The organism is Leptolyngbya subtilissima AS-A7, from assembly GCF_039962255.1.
GTDB lineage: Bacteria > Cyanobacteriota > Cyanobacteriia > Phormidesmidales > Phormidesmidaceae > Nodosilinea.
Genome location: NZ_JAMPKY010000007.1, coordinates 71,294 through 94,944, shown reverse-complemented (window position 1 = coordinate 94,944; position 23,651 = coordinate 71,294). Strand labels below are relative to the sequence as shown.

The 23,651-nt window shown below is 54.4% G+C and carries 21 protein-coding genes; 13 read left to right on the top strand and 8 right to left on the bottom strand.

The features are described from left to right. Positions 1 to 370: 370 nt before the first annotated feature. Entirely contained in the window at positions 371 to 2,269 is a 1,899-nt protein-coding gene (gene uvrC / locus NC979_RS15970; RefSeq protein ID WP_190517305.1) for an excinuclease ABC subunit UvrC, read from the bottom strand. A 309-nt stretch (positions 2,270 to 2,578) separates the two neighbouring features. On the opposite strand from uvrC, the gene NC979_RS15965 reads away from it, so the two are divergent. Next, a complete protein-coding gene (locus NC979_RS15965; RefSeq protein ID WP_190517303.1) occupies positions 2,579 to 2,779 on the top strand; it encodes a hypothetical protein in 201 nt (66 codons plus the stop codon). Positions 2,780 to 2,914: 135 nt separating this feature from the next. On the opposite strand, the gene NC979_RS15960 is transcribed toward NC979_RS15965, so the two are convergent. Together NC979_RS15960 and NC979_RS15955 are read right to left on the bottom strand one after the other, a co-directional pair. Further along, positions 2,915 to 3,325 carry a response regulator gene (locus NC979_RS15960; RefSeq protein WP_190517300.1) on the bottom strand — a complete coding sequence of 137 codons (411 nt, stop codon included), beginning with the start codon at positions 3,323 to 3,325 and terminating at the stop codon, positions 2,915 to 2,917. A gap of 405 nt (positions 3,326 to 3,730) precedes the next feature. Then, complete coding sequence (locus NC979_RS15955) at positions 3,731 to 4,906, bottom strand: LL-diaminopimelate aminotransferase (protein ID WP_190517296.1); 1,176 nt, start codon at positions 4,904 to 4,906, stop codon at positions 3,731 to 3,733. Between the two features lie 263 nt (positions 4,907 to 5,169). Between NC979_RS15955 and NC979_RS15950 the strand changes: the two genes are divergently transcribed. Next, a complete protein-coding gene (locus tag NC979_RS15950; protein WP_190517292.1) occupies positions 5,170 to 6,720 on the top strand; it encodes a GGDEF domain-containing protein in 1,551 nt (516 codons plus the stop codon). A 95-nt stretch (positions 6,721 to 6,815) separates the two neighbouring features. Here the strand turns inward: NC979_RS15950 and NC979_RS15945 are convergent, their stop codons facing one another. The 3 genes from NC979_RS15945 to sufR all read right to left on the bottom strand — a co-directional run bounded on the left by NC979_RS15945 (position 6,816) and on the right by sufR (position 9,083). After that, positions 6,816 to 7,589 (bottom strand): PspA/IM30 family protein, encoded by a 774-nt coding sequence (locus NC979_RS15945; RefSeq protein ID WP_190517288.1) that lies wholly within the window; start codon positions 7,587 to 7,589, stop codon positions 6,816 to 6,818. A 174-nt stretch (positions 7,590 to 7,763) separates the two neighbouring features. Beyond that, complete coding sequence (locus tag NC979_RS15940; protein ID WP_190517285.1) at positions 7,764 to 8,030, bottom strand: hypothetical protein; 267 nt, start codon at positions 8,028 to 8,030, stop codon at positions 7,764 to 7,766. Positions 8,031 to 8,420: 390 nt separating this feature from the next. Continuing rightward, entirely contained in the window at positions 8,421 to 9,083 is a 663-nt protein-coding gene (gene sufR / locus NC979_RS15935; RefSeq protein WP_190517281.1) for an iron-sulfur cluster biosynthesis transcriptional regulator SufR, read from the bottom strand. Positions 9,084 to 9,285: 202 nt separating this feature from the next. Here sufR and NC979_RS15930 point away from each other — a divergent pair, with 202 nt between their 5' ends. The 9 genes from NC979_RS15930 to NC979_RS15890 all read left to right on the top strand — a co-directional run bounded on the left by NC979_RS15930 (position 9,286) and on the right by NC979_RS15890 (position 20,401). After that, on the top strand, positions 9,286 to 9,645 hold the full coding sequence (locus tag NC979_RS15930; protein ID WP_190517277.1) for a ferredoxin-thioredoxin reductase catalytic domain-containing protein: 360 nt from the start codon (positions 9,286 to 9,288) through the stop codon (positions 9,643 to 9,645). 62 nt (positions 9,646 to 9,707) lie between these two features. Further along, the gene (gene sufB, locus NC979_RS15925) at positions 9,708 to 11,147 is read left to right on the top strand and encodes a Fe-S cluster assembly protein SufB (RefSeq protein ID WP_190517274.1); all 1,440 of its coding nucleotides are present in this window, start codon (positions 9,708 to 9,710) and stop codon (positions 11,145 to 11,147) included. Positions 11,148 to 11,338: 191 nt separating this feature from the next. Next, a complete protein-coding gene (gene sufC / locus NC979_RS15920) occupies positions 11,339 to 12,127 on the top strand; it encodes a Fe-S cluster assembly ATPase SufC (protein WP_190517271.1) in 789 nt (262 codons plus the stop codon). Beyond that, positions 12,127 to 13,449 (top strand): Fe-S cluster assembly protein SufD, encoded by a 1,323-nt coding sequence (gene sufD / locus NC979_RS15915; protein WP_190517268.1) that lies wholly within the window; start codon positions 12,127 to 12,129, stop codon positions 13,447 to 13,449. The genes sufC and sufD overlap by 1 nt, the downstream gene beginning before the upstream one ends. A gap of 28 nt (positions 13,450 to 13,477) precedes the next feature. Beyond that, the gene (locus NC979_RS15910) at positions 13,478 to 14,749 is read left to right on the top strand and encodes a SufS family cysteine desulfurase (RefSeq protein WP_190517266.1); all 1,272 of its coding nucleotides are present in this window, start codon (positions 13,478 to 13,480) and stop codon (positions 14,747 to 14,749) included. 642 nt (positions 14,750 to 15,391) lie between these two features. Continuing rightward, a complete protein-coding gene (locus NC979_RS15905) occupies positions 15,392 to 16,726 on the top strand; it encodes a hypothetical protein (RefSeq protein WP_190517264.1) in 1,335 nt (444 codons plus the stop codon). A gap of 368 nt (positions 16,727 to 17,094) precedes the next feature. Beyond that, positions 17,095 to 18,846 carry a dynamin family protein gene (locus NC979_RS15900; RefSeq protein WP_190517261.1) on the top strand — a complete coding sequence of 584 codons (1,752 nt, stop codon included), beginning with the start codon at positions 17,095 to 17,097 and terminating at the stop codon, positions 18,844 to 18,846. Continuing rightward, positions 18,843 to 19,037, top strand: coding sequence for a DUF4089 domain-containing protein (locus NC979_RS15895; RefSeq protein ID WP_190517259.1), 195 nt, complete (start codon positions 18,843 to 18,845; stop codon positions 19,035 to 19,037). The genes NC979_RS15900 and NC979_RS15895 overlap by 4 nt, the downstream gene beginning before the upstream one ends. After that, positions 19,034 to 20,401, top strand: a complete 1,368-nt coding sequence (locus tag NC979_RS15890; protein ID WP_190517257.1) for an AtzE family amidohydrolase — start codon at positions 19,034 to 19,036, stop codon at positions 20,399 to 20,401. The genes NC979_RS15895 and NC979_RS15890 overlap by 4 nt, the downstream gene beginning before the upstream one ends. Before the next feature lie 41 nt (positions 20,402 to 20,442). Here the strand turns inward: NC979_RS15890 and NC979_RS15885 are convergent, their stop codons facing one another. Further along, complete coding sequence (locus NC979_RS15885; RefSeq protein WP_190517254.1) at positions 20,443 to 21,333, bottom strand: polyphosphate kinase 2 family protein; 891 nt, start codon at positions 21,331 to 21,333, stop codon at positions 20,443 to 20,445. Positions 21,334 to 21,525: 192 nt separating this feature from the next. Here NC979_RS15885 and NC979_RS15880 point away from each other — a divergent pair, with 192 nt between their 5' ends. Next, positions 21,526 to 22,422, top strand: coding sequence for a DUF72 domain-containing protein (locus NC979_RS15880; protein ID WP_190517252.1), 897 nt, complete (start codon positions 21,526 to 21,528; stop codon positions 22,420 to 22,422). Between the two features lie 157 nt (positions 22,423 to 22,579). Here the strand turns inward: NC979_RS15880 and NC979_RS15875 are convergent, their stop codons facing one another. Then, a complete protein-coding gene (locus NC979_RS15875) occupies positions 22,580 to 22,801 on the bottom strand; it encodes a DUF4327 family protein (RefSeq protein ID WP_190517249.1) in 222 nt (73 codons plus the stop codon). A 482-nt stretch (positions 22,802 to 23,283) separates the two neighbouring features. Here NC979_RS15875 and NC979_RS15870 point away from each other — a divergent pair, with 482 nt between their 5' ends. Then, the gene (locus NC979_RS15870) at positions 23,284 to 23,568 is read left to right on the top strand and encodes a hypothetical protein (protein ID WP_190517247.1); all 285 of its coding nucleotides are present in this window, start codon (positions 23,284 to 23,286) and stop codon (positions 23,566 to 23,568) included. Positions 23,569 to 23,651 lie beyond the last annotated feature (83 nt).

Genomic DNA, 23,651 nt, shown 5'->3' with positions numbered 1-23,651 from the left:
TAAGCAGTTCCCGTAGGGTGCATTCGCGCAGCAATGCACCATCCACTTGAGCTACAGGTTCCATGCCAGAAGAATAGGGAATTTAGCTATGGGTTAGGGCAGAATCGGGCGGAGGGCAGCGGACCTTGCGATAAAGCCAGATTAACCGCTGGGGACATTTCGATTGTCCCCAGACCCCCTCGTCCAGGGCCGTGCCGCCGCCCTGGACCCAACGGAAAGGATTGGCCAATCATCGGTTTAAACTTCTGTCTTGCAAATGGGTCTGTAGGTAACACTCAACTCTGCGGTTACAGCTCCCACCCTCACCTTCCTCACTTACCCATCTACTCATCCACTCTCCCACCCATCCACTCTCCACCCCATCACTCCCTTACACCATCTCCTCAATCTCTTCCGCCTGGGGATGAAAGTACTCATAGATCTGCTGAGCCAGCTGAGGGCCAATGCCGGGGACGGTGGCGAGCTGTTGGGGGCTGGCTTCGCGGATGTAGTCGATCGAGCGGAAGGCGGCGAGCAGCTCTTTTTGGCGATGCTGGCCGAGGCCGGGGATTTCGGAGAGGCGCGATCGCCGCATCCGATCCGTCCGCTTTTTCCTGTGAAAGCTGATGGCAAAGCGGTGGGCCTCGTCGCGCAGGCGGCGTAGCAGCTGCACGCCGGGCTGCTCGGCTTCGGTGGGCAGCGGGATCGATTCGCCGGGCAGGAAGATCTCTTCGCGCTTTTTGGCTAGGCTGACCACGTTGATGTCTTGCAGTAGGTTGAGTTCTTTAAGCACTTCGACCACCGCCGAGAGCTGGCCTTTGCCGCCGTCGATCATCACTAGGTCGGGCCAGTCAGGGTTGCCCAAGCGTTGCTTAGTGGGGTCGGTGGCGTAGCGGCGAAAGCGGCGGCGAATCACCTCAGCCATGCTGGCGAAGTCGTCGGAGTGGCCCGGCTTCACCTCGGGATTTTTGATTTTGTAGTGGCGGTAGTGCTGTTTGGCGGGCATGCCATCGACAAACACCACCTGGGAGGCGACGGCGTCAGAACCCTGGATGTGAGAGATATCGTAGCCTTCGATGCGCTTGGGCAGGTCGGGTAGGTCGATCGCGATCGCCAGATCTTGCAGAGCCTGAATGTTGCGATCGGCGGCGGCTTGAGTGCGGGCCAGTTCGTACTGGGCGTTGCGCTCGACCATTTCAATCAGCTCGGCCTTGGTCTGGCGCTGGGGCACCTCGACGGAAACTTTGCGGCCCCGGCGCTGGGTGAGGTATTGGGTCAGCATGTCACCCTCGGGCAACTCGTGCTGGGCAAGAATCAGAGCGGGAATTTCCACCGCTTCTACGGTTTGGTAGTGATCTTCTAGCACCCGCTGGAGAATTTCGCCCGGAGTACCCGACTCAGCATCGGCGGTGAAGCCTAGGCGGCCCACTAAGCGACCGGCCCGCACTTGAAAGATTTGCACACAGGCATGTTTATCGTCGGCAGCTAGGGCGATCGCATCCCTCGACACCGTATCGTCAGGTAGGGCCACCTTCTGGTCAGCACAGAGCCGCTCTAAGCCCCGGATTTGATCCCGCAGCCGAGCTGCCAACTCAAACTTGAGATCTTCCGCTGCCTTCTCCATCTGGGCGGTGAGAATATCTACTAGCTCGGTGGTGCGGCCCTGGAAGACCATGACAACGCGCTGGAGAGTCTTGTGGTAATCCTCCGGCGAGATTAGCTGCTGGCAGACACCGGGGCAGCGGCCAATGTCGTAGTTGAGACAGGGGCGATCGCGATGCACGGGCTGAGGTCGCTGCCTCAATGGGAATATCCGCTTCACCAGATGCAGGGTGCTGCGCAGCAGGCCCACATCGACGTAGGGACCGTAGTAGCGATCCTTCAGGCTCTTGCGCCGCTTGCGGGTGATAAAAATGCGGGGGTAGTCTTCCGACCAGGTGACGCAGAGGTAGGGATACTTCTTATCATCCTTCAGCAGCACATTGAAGTGAGGCTGATTCTGCTTAATCAGGTTGGCTTCTAGGGCCAGGGCCTCGGCCTCGGTGTCGGTAACGATAAATTCGATATCGACAATCTGCATCACCATCACGGTAATGCGCGGCATGTGGCCATGAAAGTCGCGAAAGTACGATCGCACCCGCGTGCGCAAACACTTCGACTTGCCGATGTAGAGCGTCTGGTCACGGCCGTCTTTCATAAAGTAGACCCCCGGCTCTTTGGGAATCTCTTTAAGCCGCGCCTCAAGGCGCTCGGGGTCGTTAACTAAGGTGATGGGTTGAACCGAAGTCACAGGCGCTAGCAGCTAAACCTCTGTACTAACCAGGATAGCGGCAATTTCATGCCGCAAAATTCTCCTAGGCAGACGGTTTTCCGCCGTAAAAAGGAGTGATATGTTTGGATCACATGTTGGCCCGTTACCGGCTTCAGTATATGTGCGCATTCGAGCAGGTTGTTTATATACCTGCTTCATGGTCGCTTGCGATCCCGGCTAGAACTGTAAAGATTGATTTTGTAAGCGTTTCTTTCTGGAAACCTCTCGCCCTCGATGTAGTTAGTATTACATCCTGTTCCTGATCGTTCCTGTCACTATCTTGCCCACATGACTCCCCAAGAATTTGAAACTCGCTATCGCGAGCAAATTAGAGATATTCTCAACCAGCTCCAGTCGGCCATGGCGACTTCGTCCCAGCTTGAGAACACCATTACCGATATTGGTGCAGCTGTTCAGCTGTTAAGCCGAGATGTAGAGCGCTATCTGGCCGAGCAACAGTCGGGGTCGGGGGGCGGCAGCCTGTCGTAGCATCGGTCCGCGTTTACAGAAGAGTTGAAGGTGCTAGGAGAGCGTTGGCGGGTCGAAACGTTGCAAAACTACTGTTCCAACCCGCGAACCTTTCAACCAGCGGGTCAAATCTAAGCTCGACTTAAACTTGGTAGCTCACTTTGACTGGGGCGATCGCACAACGGTGTGAATCGCCTGGGTGAGCTGCTGAAGGGCAATAGGTTTGACCAGGTACTGCTGCGCCCCCAAGGCCAAGGCGCGCTGTTGGTCTTCGGCAAAGGCATAGCCCGACACAACGATGACGGGCAAATGTTGCCATAGAGCAGACGATCGCAGCTGTTGGAGCAGGGTGTAGCCATCAATTTCGGGCAGCCCCAGATCGAGCAGTAGCAGATGGGGCTGAAACTCCTTTAAGTGCTGTTGTAGATCTAGCCCATGGGGCAGCGCCAGTACCCTAAACCCAGAGTAGGTAAGATAGTCAGCAAAAAATAGACGGTTGCCCCTGTCGTCTTCTACCACAACGATGCGAAGCTGACCATCAGCAGTGCTGGATGGAGATGTCACCATTACTCTTAGATCCTACTCTGAGAACTGGCACCACCAGAACCGCGAGTCGTTCTGATAACCCAATGAGTTGCACCCTGGATACTAATGAATGGCGTAGCCCAGCATGAGGTCAAAGCCAGGCAAGTTAATGCAATCCTTAACTCGGTTACTCACATCTTAATGGGTGCTTCACTGGCGGCTCAGTTGCTGTAACGACTTTTGTAGGTTTGTTTACAGCGTTAATCACAGTTTTATATCAAGTCTGAGTTCGACATCACCGCTGCAACCAGGGTACTAAGGCAGCTCGGTAGAGATTCTGGCGTAGACATAACCAGGTCGTAAGGCGTTTGGCCCAACCAGTTTACGGAATACAGAGGATTTGATCGCTGACCACCATGCGACGGCCCATCTCACCTTGGCCAATGCTTAGGGAGCGTCTGGCAGAAATTCAGCAATGCGATCGATCGCCGCTTCTAGCAGATCCGGCGGATGCACCAAGGCAATGCGCACATAGCCCTCACCCGCCTTGCCAAAGCCTATGCCAGGGGCCAAGGCTACGCCAGTCTGCTCAACTAGGCGCAGACAAAACTCCTTAGAGCGCTCGCCCCAGGGGTCGGGCAGTTTGGCCCAGAGATACATCGTGGCGTCGGGCTGGGGCACCGCCCAGCCGATGCGATTTAACGCCGCCACTGCCGTGTCGCGCCGCTGGCGAAAGGTGGCGACCATGTTATGCACGGTATCTTGGGGGCCGGTGAGGGCAGCGATCGCCCCCCGTTGAATGCCGGGATACTGGTTGAAATCTACGTTGGCCTTGATCTGGCGCAGAGCGGTAATGATCGCTGCGTTGCCGATCGCATACCCCACCCGAAAGCCTCCCATGTTGTAAGACTTCGACATGGTGAAGAACTCGATGGTGCAGGTCTTGTCGGGGTCGGCTTGCAGGGCTGATACAGCTGGCTTCCCCGTAAAGGTTAGGTCAGCATAGGGGAAATCGTGGGCCAGCACCAGGTTGTGCTGCTGACAAAAGGCCACCGCCTCTTGCCAAAAATCAAGCGAAGCCGTGGCGGTTGTGGGGTTGTGGGGGTAGCTCAGCACCATCAGCCGCGACTGTTCTAGCACCGCCAGAGGAATGTCGGCAAAGCGGGGTAAGAATCCATCTTCTGCAATCAGAGGCATGGGATAAATCTGCCCGTTGGCCAGGTACACGCCCCCAGCGTGGGAGGGATAGCCGGGGTCCATCAGCAGGGCAAAGTCACCGGGGTTAAGCACTGCTAGAGGGAGGTGGGCAGTGCCCTCTTGAGAGCCGATCAGCAGCAGCACCTCGGTTTCAGGATCAACTGCTACATCAAACTTATCGGTATACCAGCGAGCAGCGGCTTCACGAAACGCTTGAGTCCCTGAAAATAGGCAGTAGCCGTGGGTGGTGGGGTCGCTCAGGGCGGTGGCGATCGCCTCTAACACGTGGGGCGGCGTAGATAGATCTGACGATCCCAACGACAGATCGACAATCGATTGGCCCGTTGCTCGAGCCGCTGCCTTAGCCCGATCCATATCGGCAAACACGTTGGCCTGTAGAGGCTTCATCCGCTGGGCAATTTGCATGGCGCTGGGGAAGTTAGGTCAGTCTGCCGCTGGTGGGACAGAGTTAGGCGGAACGAATCGATCAGGGAATACTTAATTATAAAACCTTTGTATCAACCCCGATTTTTAGGGACTTCTGAAGGGATTACTGAATCAGCCGCAGTCAAGCGTTGTCTTCCTCTCGCTTAGGGCAGCGGTTTAAATTGATACGCATAATACATTCATCAGCGATCGGGCTCTCTACAAATTTTTTAATGCTCTTTTAGCCTGGTGGTCTCCCTGCCATGAACCAAGTCCGGCCTACGTCTTTAGGAGATGCCTACCCAGCCCTATGCAACTTTTTGCGGCTTACCTCACTGACTCTGTCTGCCCCTCAACTAGCGCTAACGGTCCAGGTGGGCGACGACTGGCGCCACGGCGGGGTAATGAACTACGGTCAACTGCCCGCTGTCACTCTGCGAGAGGTGCTGTCAAGCCAGCCGATGGAGGCAACATTTCTAGAATGCGATCAGCTTTCCCTTAGCACCCACAGCCAATCGGGTCTACCTGCCGAAGCTAGCTCGATACCAGTGCTGGTAGGGCGTTTGCACAGCACCGACCATCGGTATAACTTTACGATTTACGTGCCTGGCTTGGCCGTAGATGGGCTAAGCGAGGTGCAGATTAAAACCCTTCAGTACCTCACCCAGCAGCTGCTCTTGTGTCTGGCTCTGGCCCAACCTGCTACCCCATCGCTGCCGCTTGCGGCGACGCCCAGACTGGCGGCGGGTGCACCCCTTGACGGCGTCGATTTTCTGTCGCGGGTGGTGACGCTAAATCCCGGTGGCGCTATCTACGATCGCGTTCAGCACGGCCATCCTCGGCTGGCTGATCTAGTGGCTCAGCTTCAGTCGTGCCTGTCTTACAAGCAGTTGGGACAGCTGTTAGGGACCTATTTGCCCTATTTTTTTCCGCATCAGTCGGGGCGTCTGGTGCTGTTTTCGACCTCTTCTGAAAGCTTTACAGTACTCACCGAGTGGGGCGATGCCAAGCCTTTAGCTGTGGTAGAACAGCAGTGTTGCTATTCCCAGGAGCAACTGCCGTTTCAGCCGTCCTGCGTTGGCCAAGAATGTCACCAGTGTCAGGTAAGCCATTGCCCCCAACAGGCTACTAGGTGCATTGTGCTCGGCATGGTCAATAACACCACCTGTATTGTGCAGCTGGTGCAGACCGAGGCAGATCCCTTTACCTCGGTGCAGACAGCGCTACTAAAAAAGCTATCGGAGCAAATTCTGTTTGTGATGCAGCGGCTGCTGCTGCTCGAAGATCTGCAAGATCAGGCGCTAAAGGATCCGCTAACGGGGTTGCTCAACCGTCGCCATGCCGAGACCGTGCTCAACAGCCTGTGCCATGCTACCAAACAGCAGAATATCAGCATTATCTTGATCGACATCGACCATTTCAAAGCTGTCAACGATACCTATGGCCACCAGGCAGGCGATGCTGTGCTCAAAAATATCGGTATGCTGCTGCGGGGCCATGTGCGCGCTCAGGATATCGTCTGTCGCTACGGCGGTGAAGAGTTTTGTATGGTGCTGCTCGATACTACCCCTGAAGTTGCCCTAAAACGAGCCGAAAAAATTCGTCGGGCTGTGAAGTATGTCACTAATTCCTTCAATGGCCAGACGCTGCCACCGATCAGTATTTCTCTAGGTGTGGCAAGTTTTCCCCACCACGGTGAAACCCCACAAGCCTTGGTTACCCTGGCCGACAAGGCACTGTACTGGGCCAAAAACCACGGACGCGATCGCGCCATCAGCGTCGACCACATGCTCTCTGGGGTTGAGGTCTCTTAAACCCTTGACCTTGGGTCACATTGGGTAAAAGCAGGTGTAAGGTTTAGGGTTCAAGGCAGCCCCTTGAACCCTAAACCTTGTATCCGTCTCAAGGTCTAGTCAAGCTTGTCAATCTGCGATCGCAGTTGCTCTAGCTCGGCATCCACCTCGGTCGATTCGGTTGCGGGGATAGCTGTCCCGGCAGCGGGCAACTGCCCCTGGTCAACGGTGCCACCCGCTAGCTGGGCCTTCATTGCCTCTAGCTCTAGATCGACATCGCCACCAGCTTCTAATCTGGCAAACTGGCTCTCCAAGTCAGACCCAGCCAGCTCCACCGCCGCTTGAGATCTAGCCTCCATTTGCAGCACCTTTTCTTCCATGCGCTCAAAGGCCGCCATGGCACTGCCGGTGTTGAGGCTGCTGGTGGTGTTTTGCAGCTGCTCGTTGGCCTTGGCGGCACTGGCCCGCGCCTTGAGCATATCTTTTTTGGTCTTGGCCTCAGATAGCTTGCTCTCCAAGCCAATCAGGTTGCGTTTGAGCTGGTCCACAGTGGCGCTTTGGCCATCCAACTGAGTCTTGAGGGCAACAGCGGTTTCAGCCTGGGTTTTCTTGCGCAGCAGTGCCTGCTTTGCTAACTCGTCATCACCCTTTTGCAGGGCTAGTTGAGCCCGCTGTTGCCAGGTGTTGGCCTCACTGCTAGCCCGCTCATACTGCTGCTGCACCCGCTTCTGGCTGGCGATCGCGCCCGCCACCGCCTGGCGCATTTGCACCAGGTCTTCCTGCATGTCAATGATGGCCTGGTCTAGAATCTTCTCTGGATTCTCCGCCGAACTCACCGCCGCATTCAGGTTAGAGCGAACCACTCGGCTAACGCGATCAAATAACCCCATGACGTGCTGCTTCCTTAATCTATGGTGTTGCGATGGTCTTTCCTAGTTTACAGAAACTCAGAGGGGATCGGGAGGGTAGGGAAGGAAGGTGAGGAGGGTAAAGAAGATGAAGAGGCAAGACATCTCCTTGTCTTCCCCATCTCACTCGTCCCCTCATCTTCCCCATCTCCCCGTTCACCCCAAATTCTCCGCATCCCACTTCAACACCGACGCATCTACCCCCTGCTCGCGCTTGAGCTTGGCGTCTTTTTCAAACCACTGGATGATCTGCACGGCGGTCAAAGCGTCGATGGGGGTATTGGTATCGGCAGCAATGACTCGCAGCAGCTTGCTGGTGGAGATGGTCAGCCGGGCCAAAAATTTCTCGGGAGATGACAGCAGGGCCTTATCGACTTCCGCCGATTCTTCTGGGGTGAGAAATTGGAGCGATTGGTCAAGCATGGTTCAGGGCAGGGAAACGTCAAAGGACAGCTATAGCGATCGCGCTGCCTCAGTTTTTGCCAAGGGCAGGGAGTCTCCTAAGCGCGGTGGCCGCTATACATTACATAGTGTCAGACCCTACTGAGGTTGGCAAAAGCCCTGCGAAAAAGAGAAAAGCGGCTGCCAGGAATGCCTAGCGCCGCCTTTATTTGGAGAGGGTTGTTCTAGATCTACGTTTTGGGTAGACCTTTGGATGCTTTAAATCTCAAACTGCCGGGCCAAGGCCCCAGCCGATCGCCTGCCGTACACAGCAGCATGCCCTAGCTATTTAACTCCCGCTCCACAGCGTATTCCTACCTGCTCAGGTTTATGGGATGAAGCTTCGCCTTAAAACTGTACGGCTCAGGCCTTCTAGTCAAGCCCCTGCACCAGGTAGCCGCAGCGATGCTCACCCCTCACTAGCCAGTGGGTGCGCTGCACCGTGCAGTCGGTCAGCGCCACCTGAAACATCTCTAGCTCGTGACCACAAACGCTAGGGAACGACTCCGCAATGTGGGAAATGGCGCAGTTGTATTCGGTGATGATGTATCCAGGGCCGGTCTGGCGCACGTCGCCGTCGCTGACCTCGTGCCACTCAGACATATAGCCCTCGGCTTGGCGAATCTGCACCAGTCGGGCCACCCGTTCGCCTAGGCTGCCGGTACCAATGCGATCGCGGTACTCTAAGGCCTTGCGCTCCCACTGTTTGCGTAGCATGGTGCCCACCTGGTCTTGGCCCATGGTGGCGGCCATGGTATCGAGCAGAGAGAGCGCAAATTCATCGTACTTAGCGGGGTAGCGATCGCGCCCCTTGGCGCTGATTTGATACAGGTGGTTAGGTCTCCCCATGCCCTCCTGCACCGCTCGGTGCTCAATCAGCGCTTCAGCTTCTAAATCCTTTAGATGGCGACGAATGGCCTGGGCACTCACCTCAAAATGCTCTGCTAGGTCATGGGCTGTCGCTTCGCCCTGCCTGAGCAGATACATCAAAATGTCGTCTTTTGTAGAGGTAGAGGGTTGCTGCACAGAGGTCATGGCGTTGGCCCACAGTAAGACTTATAGAGGACATAGTCACAGGAGACTATACCTACCCAGACTAGGGTTATCCCAGTCCATCGGACGATAATCTACTTTGACAACCTTTATGTTGTTAAACTAGTCTAAGATTCAGTTAGACAACTTAAAAGTTGCTTTAATTGTATAAAATTATTGGGCTGTGTAGCGTACCAATCCCGTAATGACTGACCTCAAACCCAACCAGGCCACCGACAAGAACCTAGAGCTCATGCGCAACTTTGCCCAGAGCTACGCCAAGCGCACCGGCACCTACTTCTGCTCTGACGCTGGTGTGACTGCGGTGGTACTTGAAGGTTTAGCCAAACACAAAGATGACCTTGGCGCACCCCTGTGCCCCTGTCGCCATTACGAAGACAAAGGGGCTGAGGTCAAGGCCATCTACTGGAACTGTCCCTGCATTCCCATGCAGGAGCGCAAAGAGTGCCACTGCATGCTCTTTCTCACACCCGATAACCCATTTGCGGGCGAGCAGCAAGACATTACCTTCGAGACCATCCGCGCCGAAACCAACAAGTTTTAGGCTTCTGCTCGTCCGATTTCCGTCTAACCCCGATTGTGCAGCCCGTTCTAAAGAGTCGCGTCATGAGTGCTTCCGTTCAAACCCTTGTTAGCCAACCTTATAAGTACGGCTTCACTACCGACATTGAGGCCGACGCCATTCCTCGCGGCCTCAGCGAAGACGTGGTGCGCATGATCTCAGCCAAAAAGAATGAGCCAGCCTTCATGCTGGAGTTTCGGCTGAAGGCCTACCGCAAGTGGCTGACGATGAAAGAGCCTGCCTGGCCTAACGTCAAGTATCCGCCCATCGACTACCAAAACATCGTCTACTACTCGGCCCCCAAGACCCAGCCCAAAAAACTTGGCAGTCTGGACGAAGTAGACCCTACCCTGCTCGACACCTTCGAGAAGCTGGGCATTCCCCTCTCGGAGCAAAAGCGGCTGGCCAACGTGGCAGTCGATGCCATCTTTGACAGCGTATCGGTGGCTACTACCTTCAAAGAAAAGCTGGCTGAGTCGGGCGTCATTTTCTGCTCGATCTCCGAGGCGCTGCAAGAGCACCCCGACCTGGTGCAGAAATACCTCGGTACGGTAGTTCCTGTAGGCGATAACTACTTCGCGGCGCTCAACTCGGCAGTGTTTAGCGATGGCTCCTTTGTCTATATTCCTAAAGACACCCAGTGTCCAATGGACCTGTCCACTTACTTCCGCATCAACAACGGTGACTCGGGCCAGTTTGAGCGCACGCTGATTGTGGCCGAAGCCGGTAGCTCGGTAACCTATCTAGAGGGCTGCACAGCCCCCATGTACGACAGCAATCAGCTCCACGCTGCGGTCGTTGAGCTGGTGGCTATGGATGATGCCAGCATCAACTACTCCACCGTGCAGAACTGGTACGCCGGAGATGAAAACGGCAAGGGCGGCATCTACAACTTCGTCACCAAGCGCGGCCTCTGCGCCGGCAAAAATTCCAAAATCTCTTGGACTCAGGTTGAAACGGGTTCGGCTATCACCTGGAAGTACCCCAGCTGCGTGCTAGTGGGCGACAACTCCGTGGGTGAGTTCTACTCGGTGGCGCTGACGAATAATATGCAGCAGGCCGACACCGGCACCAAAATGGTGCACGTGGGCAAAAACACCCGCAGCACCATTATTTCCAAGGGCATTTCGGCGGCGAACTCAAAGAATAGTTACCGAGGCTTGGTGAAGATTGGGCCAAAGGCTACTGGAGCGCGCAACTACTCCCAGTGCGACTCGATGCTGATTGGCGATACCTCTGGGGCCAACACGTTCCCCTACATTCAGGTGCAGAACAGCACTGCTCAGGTAGAGCACGAAGCCTCGACCTCCAAAATTGGGGAAGACCAGCTGTTCTACTTTGCCCAGCGGGGCATTTCGCCGGAAGATGCGGTGTCGATGATCATCAGCGGCTTTTGCCGTGATGTGTTTAACAAGCTGCCCATGGAGTTTGCCGCTGAGGCGGATAAACTACTGGCGCTGAAGCTAGAAAACACCGTTGGGTAGACGGGTTAGGGTGCATTCGCAACGCAATGCACCTGCGGGGATCTCGGTGGGGATGGTGCATTCGTGAAGCAATGCACCCTACGAATCCTCGGTGAGAGACAGGAACCCCAATCTAAAATCGCGAATCCAAAATCTAAAATTTCAATGCGCAGGAGCATGGTGGGCGGTGCCCACACTACGGGAAAGGAACCATGATTAACGACAACAGCGAAATCATTCTCTCGGTACGCGACCTCCGCGCCACCGTAGACGGCACCGAAATTCTCAAGGGTCTGAACCTAGAGGTAAGGGCGGGAGAAATTCACGCCATTATGGGTCTCAACGGCTCGGGCAAGAGCACGTTCTCCAAGGTGCTGGCGGGCCATCCCGACTATGAAGTTACCGCTGGGGAGATTCACTTTAAAGGACAGGATGTTCTTGAGCTAGATCCCCACGATCGCGCCACTGCCGGTATTTTCCTCGCTTTCCAGTACCCGCTCGAAATTCCTGGCGTCAGCAACCGCGACTTTTTGCGAGTGGCTTTTAACGCCCACCGCAAAGCGCAGGGCGAAGACGAAATCGATGTGTTCGATTTCGACGACTTGATCGAAGAGAAGCTGAACCTGGTGAAGATGGATGTGTCGTTCCTCGATCGCAGCGTCAATGAAGGCTTCTCGGGCGGTGAGAAAAAGCGCAATGAAATTCTGCAAATGGCGCTGCTAGAACCGGCTCTGTCCGTTCTTGACGAAACCGATTCGGGCCTCGATATTGACGCGCTCAAAACTGTGGCCGGTGGAGTCAATCAGCTGGCCAACGCTGACAATGCTGTGGTGCTGATCACCCACTATCAACGGTTGCTCGACTACATCGTGCCCGACTTTGTCCACGTGATGGCCGATGGTCGCATTATCACCACAGGCGGCAAAGACTTGGCCAAGCAGCTAGAGTCGCGCGGCTACGAGTGGGTGCTGGAGGAATTTCGCGCAGGGGTGACGGCATAATGGCGACTACGTCTGACGTGAGCGTGCTAAGAACGGCTGACCAGCGCGATGCTTATCTGAAAGGGCTGGTGCAGACCGCTCAGGCGGCTGTGCCCGAGAACTTGGCACTGGCTGAGGTGCGATCGCGCGCCGCCTCTTTCCTCAATGAGCAAACCTTTCCCTCGACTCGACAAGAAGACTGGCGCTTCACTGACCTGTCGGCGATGTTAGGCATCGACTTTGCCACCGCTGGAGAGTCTTCTGTCACTGAGGCCGATATTGCTGAGCTGCGCCTGCCAGAAACTGCTGGCGCTCAGGTGGTGGTCGTTAACGGACGAGTCAACCGCGAGCTGTCTCAACTCCACGGATTGCCGGAGGGGGCGATTGTTGGTTCATTGGGCGATCGCCCCGACCTTCAGGCTCAACTGCATGAACGCCTCGCTCAGGCCAGCGGCAACCACGAAGTGTTTACGGCCCTAAACACTGTGGGCTTTGCAGATGCCGTAGTGATTTGGCTGCCTCGCAACCAGGTGGTTGAAACTCCAATTCAAATTATCTATGTGTCTCAGACGCAGGGTGATTCTCTGTTCGTTCAGCCCCGCTGTTTGGTGGTCGCTGAGTCGGGTAGCGCTCTTACTTTGGTTGAAGATTATCGGGGCAATTCAACGGCAACTCAGTTCACTAATGCCGTCACCGAGCTGTGGCTCGACGCCAATGCCCAGATTACCCATAGCCGCATTGAGCGAGAGGGCGCAGGTACCTTTCACATCGGCAAGACTGTGGTGACCCAAGCCCGCGATAGCCAGTACATCGGCACCGCTGCTGGGTTTGGCGCCAAACTGGCCCGCCACAATTGGGAGGTCTACCAAACCGGCGAGCAAACCACCACCAGGCTCTACGGATTAGCGGCGATCGCCGGCACTCAACAGGCTGATACCCATAGTCTCGTTGCCCTCAGCCACCCCCACGGGATCATGGAGCAGGAGCACAAGGCAATTGTCGATGGCAGAGCCCACAGCGTTTTTAACGGGCGCGTAGCCGTGGCTCAAAAAGCCCAGCTCACCAGCGCTAGCCAGCTCAATCGCAACCTGCTGCTGTCTGACCAGGCCCGGGTAGATACCAAGCCCCAGCTCGAAATCGTTGCCGACAACGTCAAGTGCGCCCACGGGGCGACGGTGAGCCAGCTTCAGTCGGACGAGATTTTTTACCTGCAAAGTCGCGGCATTAGCGCTCCCCAAGCCCAGCGATTGCTGATCTATGCTTTCGCTATGGAGATCTTAGACAGGATACCGGTTGAAACGCTGCGATCGCGTCTGGCTGCCACCATCGCCCAGTGGTCCTGACCCTCTACCCATCCACCCCCTTACCCCTATGACTGTCGCTCAGGAACTCACCCTCGCCGCTAAGGTTCGTGCCGACTTCCCGATTCTGCATCAGGAGGTGAATGGTCAGCCGCTGGTTTACCTCGACAACGCCGCCACCTCGCAGAAGCCTAAGGCGGTGTTAGACGCGCTCCAGCACTACTACCAAAACGACAATGCCAACGTGCATCGAGGGGTGCACAATCTCAGCGCTCGGGCCACTGAGTCCTATGAGGGTGCGAGGGATAAAGTGGCTGCCTTTGTCAAAGCCACCAGCCGCAACGAGATTGTGTTTACCCGCAACGCCAGCGAAGCCATTAACTTAGTGGCCTACGCCTGGGGTATGAGCACGCTCAAAGCAGGGGATGAAATCATTCTCTCGGTGATGGAGCACCACAGCAATCTGGTGCCCTGGCAGTTTGTGGCCCAGCGTACTGGAGCGGTGCTCAAGTTTGTAGGGTTAACCGCCGACCAATCCTTTGACCTAGAGCAATATCGTGAGCTGGTCAGTGATAAGACTCGCCTGGTGTCCGTCAACCACGTTTCTAACACCTTGGGCTGCATCAACCCAGTAGAAGAGATCATTGACCTTGCCCACCGCCACGGAGCCAAGGTGCTTATCGACGGCTGCCAGAGCGCGCCCCACCTGCCGCTCAACTTGCCCGCCCTAGACTGCGACTGGTTTGTTGCCTCCGGCCACAAGATGTGTGCCCCTACTGGCATCGGGTTCCTCTACGGCAAGCTGGAGGTACTAGAGGCCATGCCCCCCTTTATGGGTGGTGGTGAAATGATCGCCGATGTGTTTTTGGATCACTCCACCTACGCGAGTCTGCCCCACAAGTTTGAGGCGGGAACTCCGGCCATTGCCGAGGCGATCGCCCTGGGGGCAGCCGTAGACTATCTCTCGACTCTGGGCATGGACAACATCGCTGCCTACGAGCACGAGTTGACGGCCTATCTGTACCAGCAGATGCAGACCATTCCTGAAGTCACTCTCTACGGCCCGCTTCCCCAAGCCGACGGCAGCGGACGAGCAGCCTTAGCTACCTTCACCGTTGAGGGTGTCCACGCGCAGGATTTGTCAACTCTGCTGGATCAGTCGGGCATTGCCATTCGCTCGGGTCACCACTGCACCCAGCCGCTGCACCGCGTTCTGGAGGTAGACTCCACCGCACGGGCTAGTCTCTATTTCTACAACACCAAAGCCGAAATCGATAGCTTTATCGTTGCCCTTAAAGACACCATCGACTTTTTTAAGGGTGTGTTTGAGAGCGACGATTGATTACGACCTTGAGACTGCCGTAGCAGCTTATGTGAACTGTGTAGCTTTTATTAGTCCTTGCGGATACTTTAAGGCAAGCAGAACGTGTAACTAAGACAGGCTTCAAACTTCCTCCTATCGTCATCCAAAATCATTTCGTGCACAAGATTCTCCCCACCCACCCCTTTAGGATTGGGCGTGGAACCTTTTTTACCTGTTGCGGCTTCTTAGGGATGCCTTTGTCTAAATGCCTCACCTTCCATAGCAGCTGAGACAGAAGCCTAAGTAAAGCTCAAAGGTTGCTTTATAGGTTGTGCTTTAGGTAGTAAAAGGTTGTGATTTTATAAACTCCTATTTCTATAAGAGCTGCAAGTTTCTATAGAAATAGGAGGACTTTGAACCTCAAAAGCGCTTCTTTAAAGAGACAGAGAGAAGCCGTAGACAGCTAAAGCTACAATGAATTCTTTCTTAAGAGCTTTGCAAAAACACAGTTTGACTATAAAGCTTTTTAGTCATGCAGCGCTTAATTTTACTTCTTCATGAAGCAGCACTTGAGCTATGAAATTAATAAAAATTTATTCCTGCTAAGGAATCTATCTTCTCTCACCCTATAAGATGTGTTAGTTACAACTAACTGCCGAGCCTCATTATTATCTATTAAACATGGACACAGAAGAAGTTTCGGGAGAGGTATTTGAGCATAAAAGTTACCCTAAAAATATTTTTTACCTGCTGAATACTTTCGTTTCTTTGAAAGTGGCTACGGAAGCCATGATTAAGGTGTCGAGAGTGAGCCTGAGTGAGGCTTATAACATAATTGCTCATCCTTTTGGAGATAGAAGTAGCTACGTCAGCGGTATTTTTCGGCTATCTTATCCAGTTCTGTTATTGGCTAGTCTAGTCCTCATTTTTGCTTTCGAAAAGATTGAGCTTGGCATATTTTCTGGATTTTGCATTTGCTTCTTGATAGACAATAAAATATCTAAAAAACTTCTTGACAAGGTCGCGACATATCTACCTTTAAATGTTGACATTTTGAGCTTAAGCATTCAGCCGGAAATTGTTAGGTCTCAGGTGTTTAAAAATAGTCTATTTACGGCTTGGCGAGTTATCTTGTTCTACAAGAGTAAAGTTACCGAAGATTGCCCTACTTCAGATGAGACTGAGCAACATATTGAAGGAATAATATTTTACGAAAGTGAAAATTTGCAGCTTACCTACAGCAAAGCTTTAGCTTTATCTAAAGCCTACGGTATCCCCATAGATTTTCAGGACAGCGACGGGGCAAAGCCGGAACTCGCTCTCAAGAATCATAACCTTGAGGAGTATAAAACTTTAATACGAAAATGTAGACAAGTCATTAAAGGATCTGAGATCACCGGATGCCGTGATCTAATTGTGGTTAAACGTAAAGCAATTCCCTACACAATTGAATCTCATTGGAACTTGCAGAGCTATGCTCAAATGATCGGTGAAATTTTTGTTATTTTAGTGAAGTCTTTTGTTCTAGTTGCTGGCATAAATTTCTTGAGCTTCACAGGTGAACTGGTATGGGGTTTAGTAGGGTCAAGTCCTGTTCAAAGTGCGGGCCAAAGTTTACAGACTCTGCAGGGATCTTTGTTTTTTTGGAATTACTCAAATTTTCTTCTTGGCAACTTCGTTGATATTTTTGAAATGTTAATTATTGGCGGATTCTTGCTTTCTAAATCGCTAGATGTAAGTATGTCCGAGATTTTTAGGATAAACCACGATAGATTGATTTATTCTTTGCGATTTAGTTTTTGGGGACGTGAAAGGCACCAGGGCTCATTAGCGATCCACAAAATTGAAGATTTACTTTACATGAAAGAGCCATACCCTATGATCATTATTTCTGACGCTAAAAACGTGATAGAGATCACTGGCTTACAAAAAAATGCTGAGTTCAAAGTGTTGCTTCTAAGACTTGCAGAAGCTATAAGCTCTGTGAGGTGCAAAGGCCGTAACCCTGCGTCTTAACCTGCAAAACATTAAATTTGAACCTTCTTGTATGTTGAAATATTCAGGTGAGGCAGTGTCAGCGAATTTAATGCTGAAGTAGATCTAGCATTGGTGTGAACCGCTCTAGCCAACGCCTTTAAGCATTAGGGGTTTTGTTATCGGTACGAGCATAGTAGATGAAAGTGCCGGAGAGAGCAGTCACGGGTCAGGGTTCACAGTGGATAGGTCAACCTTTTTGACCATGGATTGCTCCAAGCTGACTGTATGCGCCTTCTTCTATTACTCAAAACAAGGTCAAATTCGTCACCATGCGGTACTTTGAGGGTAGGCGGGCGTTTTATGCTGTGCCCACTGGAGCTTGAAAGAGACGTTGGGGAGAAACTGCCGTGGCCAGCAAAATTATTAACCAAGCGCTTCAGGCTTACCGGGCCGAATTAGATCATCTGCTAGAGCGCGTGCAGGCCCTAGCCACCACCATCAACAACCCCAACTTGCAGCGCACCACCCACAACCTGCGCCGCAACATCAACGAGCCATTTTTGTTTGTGGTGGTGGGCGAGGTCAAGGCGGGCAAGAGCAGCTTTGTCAACGCCCTGCTTGACGCTGAGGTGTGCGCCACCGATATTGAGCCCTGCACCGACTCGATTCAGCAGATTATCTACGCCGAGCAAGAATTCGTCGAACAGGTAGAGCCTAACCTGCGCAAGATTGGGCGACCCATCCCCATCCTGCAAGACATTTCGATTGTGGATACGCCGGGCACCAACACGGTAGTTGCTGAGCACCAGATCATTACCGAGCGCTACATTCCCAATAGCGACCTGACGTTTTTTGTGCTGTTTGGCAAAAACCCCTACCAAAAGAGCGCCTGGGACTTTTTAGATTTTGTCAGCGCTGAGTGGCGCAAAAAGGTGGTGTTCATTCTTCAGCAGGCGGATCTGCTGCGCCCCGCCGATCTGCAAACCAACATTGAGCGGGTAAAGGAATACGCCTATCAGAAGCAGATCAAAGCGCCGATTATCTTTCCCACTTCGGCGGCGCTAGAGCAGGAGGGCGACACGGCCAACAGCGGTTTTGAGCCGGTGCGCCAGTACATTCAAGCGATGGTGTCGTCGGGGGAGAGCTACAAAATTAAGCTGCGATCGGTGAGCCAAACCACCCAGCAGATTATCGACCTGCTGAATGGCGATGTGGAGGCGCTGAGTCGGCAGCTGGTCGCCGATCGCGCCACATCTCAGAGCATTCGCTCTAAGATCGATGCGGGCAGGGGGCGATCGCGTTACGAGATCAACACCCTGGCCGATCGCCTGGCGGCCCGCTACGAAATCATTTCGGCTCGCATTAAGCGCGACTTTCGCGAGAGCCTGTCGGTAATGATGGTGATGCGGCGATCCTTCGTCGGCATCTTTAACCAGAACGAGTCGATGCAGGCCTGGGTCGATGAGTTTCAGGAGCGCTGCGCCCGCGACCTGCGCGAGTCGTTGGAAGAAGCCTCACATGAGGGCGCGCAGCACTTTGTTGACGGCATTCGCCAGCTGTTTGACGGGCTCAACCAAGACCTGGAGAGCGTCAAGACCCAGCGCATTGAAAGCAGCCACATTTCTCTCAAGGTGCTAGAGCGTCGCCAGGAGGTGATCGAAAGCGTCATGGCCAAGGTCAAAAATTTGATGGCTGACCAGGGTCTGGGCGATGTGCTGTCTACCCAGGCGGGAGACATGGCCACCGAGATCGTCGGCGGGGCAATCATGGCGGTGGCGGGCACTATTTTGCACATCCTTGAGTTTGCCGTGGCGGAGGCGATTCTCAGCGCCATTGGCATTGCCTTTGCTGGGGTGGGGGTGGTGGTGCTGGCAGTCGGTATTCTCTGGCAGCGCAACCGCATTGTCGCCAAATTTGAGCAGGCGCTAGACAGTGAGAAAGACCGCTTTCAGCAGGAGGTGGCCAGCCGCCTAAACGAAAAGCTGGGGCTAATCTACGAAGAAGTGGAGCGCATCTTTACCCAGTTCTATGACTATGTGGCACGCGAGGAAGAGGCGGTGCAGCCGGTGATTGACCAATACACCGCGATTCAGCAGGAGGCGACAGCGTTATTTAGCTCTAAGGTGCTGGGTGAAGCAGGGGTAGAGAAGCGGTCATGACCTCTGAACCCTCCGACTTCGACACGGCTACCTATGTAGATCTGATGGCGGCAACGCTGGGGCTAACTATTCCCGACGAAATTAAGGCGGGGGTGGTGGCAAATGTGGAGCATATTTTTGCGATCGCCCAGCCCGTCCTCACCTTCCCGCTGCCCGACACCATAGAAAGCGCCGCCACCTTTGAGCCATGACCCAACCGCCCGATGCTCTGGCCCTGGCCGCTGCCATAAAAGCCGGGAGTCTATCTGCTGTGACTGTGTTGGAGGCCACGCTGGCAGATATTGCCGATCGCAATCCAGCGCTTAACTGTTCCACGGTGGTGACGGCGGCTAGGGCGCGATCGCAGGCCCAAGCCATTGACGATGCGATCGCTGCAGGTGAAGACCCTGGTCCCCTGGCCGGGGTTCCCTTTGCGGTCAAAAACCTGTTCGACATTGAGGGCGTGACTACGATAGCGGGAGCCAAACTCAGCCAGGGCAATCCCCCCGCGACGCAGGATGCTACCGTGCTCACTCGCCTGCAGCAGGCCGGGGCCGTCCTAGTCGGCGCACTGAATATGGATGAGTACGCCTACGGCTTTGTCACCATCAACGCCCACTTTGGCACCACCCCCAACCCCCACGATCCCAGCCGGATGGCGGGCGGCTCCTCTGGCGGATCGGCGGCGGCGATCGCAGCGGGCCTAGTCCCCTTCACCTTGGGCTCCGACACCAATGGCTCGATTCGGGTGCCCGCTTCGCTGTGCGGCGTATATGGGTTAAAGCCAACCTACGGCAGGCTCTCGCGAGCGGGAGCATTTTTGTTTTCGAGTAGTTTGGACCATGTGGGGCCGATGGCGCGATCGCTCCCCGACCTCGCTACAATCTACGACATCATGCAGGGGCTAGACCCAACCGACCCCGTCTGTACCCAACGGCCCCCAGAACTCGTTGTTCCAGCCCTCACCCAGGGCATTGATGGTCTGCGAATGGCTCAATTAGGCGGTCATTTTGAACGCGGCATGGAGCCTTTGGTCAGAGACGTTCTGAGTGATGTGCTCCAGGCTTTAGATATTTCTGAGTTGGTGGAATTTCCTGAAACCCATCGGGCCAGGGCTGCGGCCTATATCATCACCGCCTGCGAGGGCAGCCAGCTCCACCTCGATCGCCTGCGGCAGAGTCCGATGGAGTTTGACCCCGCTACGCGCGATCGCTTTCTCGCCGGAGCTATGCTCCCCGCCGCCTGGTATTTGCAGGCTCAAAGACTGCGGCGGTGGTACCGCGATCGCGTCCGCGAAGTCTTCCAAAATTACGATGTCCTAATCACCCCCACCACCCCCTGCGTGGCCCCACCCCTTGACCAAACTACCCTAGACATCGACGGCGAAACCTACCCCCTGCGTCCTCACCTAGGCTTTTACACCCAGCCCCTTTCCTTTATTGGGCTGCCGGTGTTGTCAGTGCCCATTCACCGTCCGGGGCAACTCCCCGTCGGCATTCAGCTGATTGCCGCACCGTATCAGGAGGCGAAGTTGTTTCGGGTCGCGGCGTGGTTAGCGGATCAGGAAAAGTTTTGAATGTTGAATTCTCACTCAACAATTTAAAGCTCAAAACTGGTTCACTCTTCACTTTCTAACATCACCCTCGCCTCATGCAGCCGCTCCATGTGGTTGTCTTCTAGCACAGGAAAGGCCAGGTTAAGGGACTTCAGCTTTTGGCACACCAAGCTGGCCACCGCCAGGCGGGTAAACCACTTATTGTCAGCCGGAATAATATGCCAGGGAGCCCAGTCGGTGCTGGTGTGAGTAAACACGTCTTCATAGGCGGCCATATAGTCTTTCCATCGGCCTCGTTCTTGCACATCGGCGATGGCAAACTTCCAGTTTTTTTCGGGGCGATCGATGCGTTCTAGAAATCGTCTCTTCTGCTCTTCCTTTGAAACGTTGAGGAAGAACTTCATCACCACGATGCCGTTGTTGACCAGGTATTTTTCGAAGTTGTTGATTTCCTCAAAGCGCTGCTGCCAAATGTGTTTGCCCAGCGTGCTCTGGGGTAGCTGCTGCTGGTCTAGCAACCCAGGGCGCACTCGCACCACCAGCACCTCTTCGTAATACGAACGATTAAAAATGCCGATGTTGCCGCGCTCGGGCAGGGCTTTAAACGATCGCCACAGATAGTCGTGGTCCAGCTCTTCGCTAGAGGGTTGCTTAAAGCTAAACACCTGACAGCCTTGGGGGTTAACTCCCGACATCACATGCTTAATAGTGCTGTCTTTACCCGCCGCATCCATCGCCTGAAAGACCAGCAGTAGGGCGTAGGTGTTTTGGGCGTAGAGCACATTTTGGTAGCTGGCCAGTTCTTCGACGCTCTGCTGCAAAAGCTCTTTAGCCGTTTTTTTATTAAAGTCACCGGTAAAGCTGGGGTCAAAGTCTTTGAGCTTGACCCGGTGGCTGGGCTTGACCACCATCGAGTCGGGGTTGAGGGCAGCGAGAAACGATTTAGAGTCCATGGACATGCCTAGTGGTAATCTTCCCCAGAGATGTGGTCTAAAGCATAACTAACCTGGGCTAGGCCTGCCCTCTGTCTGTCTCAACCCTTAACCTATTACTTGGCATCGCGCCGCTGGCCCCACATGACTCTTCCCAGAGATAGCTGGTATTAAGTCAGAATTGGAAGACATAGACAATCGGGGACGGCAGCAATGGCGGGGTTTTATTTTACTGGGTGTGCGGTATGGGCGTTCAAAGACTGGGTCGGCAGCTTCTATCCCAAAGGCAGTAAAGCGGGGGAGTTTTTGCGGTTGTACGGCGATCGCATGACCGCAGTAGAGGGCAACACCACCTTTTACTCCATGCCTGATGCCAAAACCATCGATCGCTGGGCCGCTACCATGCCCCCCGGATTTCGGTTTTGCCCCAAACTGCCCCGCGCCTTCTCTCACCAGGGCAAGCTGATGCCCTTTGTAGAAGAGTCTCACCGTTTTCTGCAAACCCTGATGCCTTTGGGAGATCGGCTGGGGCCATTGTTCATTCAGCTGCCGCCCACCTATAGCCCCGAGCAGATTGGTGATTTGAGAGAATTTCTCGCCCGCTGGCCCCGGCAGCAGAATCCCATCGCGGTGGAGGTGCGCCACTTCGACTGGTTTGCCGAACCCCACGCCACTCGCCTGAACCAGATGCTCACCAGCCTGGGTGTAGGTCGAGTGCTGCTGGACACGCGCCCCGTCTACGACTGCATCGATACCCCCAACGACGACCCGCAAATTGGCTCAGAGCGCAAGAAACCCAGGGTGCCGCTCCAGCCCGAAGTGACGGCTCCGTTCACGATCGTGCGCTACATCAGCCACCCCGACCTAGCCTACAACCAGACCTATTTCGATAAGTGGGTGCCCCGACTGCACCAGTGGCTAGAGGCTGGTACCGACGTATACTTCTTTGCCCACTGCCCTCAGGAGGTTAGATCGCCAGCGGTGGCCCGCGAGGTCTACCGCCAGCTTCAGCGGGCCGGAGCCACCCTGCCCCCTCTGCTGTGGGATGTAACCGAACAACAAAAAGCCGAGGAAGACAACTCCTCGGCTCAGCTCAGTTTGTTTGGATAAATATAGCGATGGCCACTGCGCTTAGAACGCGCATTACGACCACTGGCAAAAACTGAGACGGCACACTGGCGTATAGCCACCGCTCAAGGAACTATACAAAATATCCTAGCTGATTGGGCGATGGCTAGATGGCCTTGATTGGGCGACAAAGCTAAGGCTAGTCATTTTCCCAATCTTCGCGGCCCATGAGGTCGCCGACGCGATCGCGCAGCAAAAACCCTGAAGACTCAAGCTCGGTTTCCACCATCGCCCATTCACGGGCGGGAATATGGCGGCAAAGGGTATAAATCGGTTGTTGACGGCTAACCACACCCTTTTGAACCAGCTGTCGAGCTTCGTCACGAATGATGTCAATGGAGTAGTGGAGGGACCGAAGCATAGCTAAACCCAGTAACGACGGAGGAGCTGCAAAGTAAAAGTCAAGTAAGTTATACAAGAATCTTTAGATTCCGTATCCTAGTTTACTGATAGTTTTAAGGATTTGCCTAGCAGCTTTCACTTATTCTCGCCTTAATCCTTCTACGGTGCCATTAACAAATGATGAATTTTGCTATTAGCACACTCAGAGGGTGTTGCAAGGTTGTAACATGCGATTTTTGCTCAGATCCATGCGAATATTGCATGGCGAGGCGTTAGGCTGCTCCCTTAAGCCTTCCCCTAGCGTTAGCTTGAATTGCAGCGCCAGCAGCATGACATTGCGACCCTTTAAATTTTCGGAATCGTCTGGCTCGGTTAGGTAGTCTAGAACTAGGGCCGCAACTGGCGGTGTCTAGGTTAGCGGCTGGCCCGCTCCCTTGGCTTCCACTTAAGTCGTCGCCGGTGCTAACCTGCGCCATCCACCCTCTATAGGGAGAATAGGTCGTGAGCGTAACCGACGAACTTTTTCACCGGGCCAACGATCTCTGCCGCCGCCGCGCCTATGAGCAGTGGCATCGGCGGCAGAGCAAGCAGCAAATTTTGCGATCGCAGGTCGGCTTTCAATCCTTGCCACCGACTCGTCCCCAACCCTGCCAGGGTTGCACCAACTACCACGGCATCGCCTACGGCACTAGCCAGGCCAAACGCTGTACTTTGGTTTGCGCGATTCATCCCCAGGGATGGCAGGGTAGCGGGGGGTGTCCTGATTGGCGGAGTGAGGGGGAGTAGGGGCGTAGGAGGGTAGGAGGGTGGGAGAGTAGGGGAGTCAGGCTATTGGACTTGGGGCACAACTGTACGCTATTAGTCCCATC

Coding starts and splice junctions, on each gene's coding strand:
- NC979_RS15950 (WP_190517292.1), top strand. CDS start 5,170: ATGAACCAAGTCCGGCCTACGTCTTTAGGAGATGCCTACCCAGCCCTA.
- NC979_RS15945 (WP_190517288.1), bottom strand. CDS start 7,589: ATGGGGTTATTTGATCGCGTTAGCCGAGTGGTTCGCTCTAACCTGAAT.
- sufD (WP_190517268.1), top strand. CDS start 12,127: ATGGCGACTACGTCTGACGTGAGCGTGCTAAGAACGGCTGACCAGCGC.
- NC979_RS15890 (WP_190517257.1), top strand. CDS start 19,034: ATGACCCAACCGCCCGATGCTCTGGCCCTGGCCGCTGCCATAAAAGCC.
- sufC (WP_190517271.1), top strand. CDS start 11,339: ATGATTAACGACAACAGCGAAATCATTCTCTCGGTACGCGACCTCCGC.
- NC979_RS15930 (WP_190517277.1), top strand. CDS start 9,286: ATGACTGACCTCAAACCCAACCAGGCCACCGACAAGAACCTAGAGCTC.
- NC979_RS15955 (WP_190517296.1), bottom strand. CDS start 4,906: ATGCAAATTGCCCAGCGGATGAAGCCTCTACAGGCCAACGTGTTTGCC.
- NC979_RS15940 (WP_190517285.1), bottom strand. CDS start 8,030: ATGCTTGACCAATCGCTCCAATTTCTCACCCCAGAAGAATCGGCGGAA.
- NC979_RS15880 (WP_190517252.1), top strand. CDS start 21,526: ATGGCGGGGTTTTATTTTACTGGGTGTGCGGTATGGGCGTTCAAAGAC.
- NC979_RS15910 (WP_190517266.1), top strand. CDS start 13,478: ATGACTGTCGCTCAGGAACTCACCCTCGCCGCTAAGGTTCGTGCCGAC.
- sufB (WP_190517274.1), top strand. CDS start 9,708: ATGAGTGCTTCCGTTCAAACCCTTGTTAGCCAACCTTATAAGTACGGC.
- NC979_RS15905 (WP_190517264.1), top strand. CDS start 15,392: ATGGACACAGAAGAAGTTTCGGGAGAGGTATTTGAGCATAAAAGTTAC.
- NC979_RS15885 (WP_190517254.1), bottom strand. CDS start 21,333: ATGGACTCTAAATCGTTTCTCGCTGCCCTCAACCCCGACTCGATGGTG.
- sufR (WP_190517281.1), bottom strand. CDS start 9,083: ATGACCTCTGTGCAGCAACCCTCTACCTCTACAAAAGACGACATTTTG.
- NC979_RS15875 (WP_190517249.1), bottom strand. CDS start 22,801: ATGCTTCGGTCCCTCCACTACTCCATTGACATCATTCGTGACGAAGCT.
- NC979_RS15895 (WP_190517259.1), top strand. CDS start 18,843: ATGACCTCTGAACCCTCCGACTTCGACACGGCTACCTATGTAGATCTG.
- NC979_RS15965 (WP_190517303.1), top strand. CDS start 2,579: ATGACTCCCCAAGAATTTGAAACTCGCTATCGCGAGCAAATTAGAGAT.
- NC979_RS15960 (WP_190517300.1), bottom strand. CDS start 3,325: ATGGTGACATCTCCATCCAGCACTGCTGATGGTCAGCTTCGCATCGTT.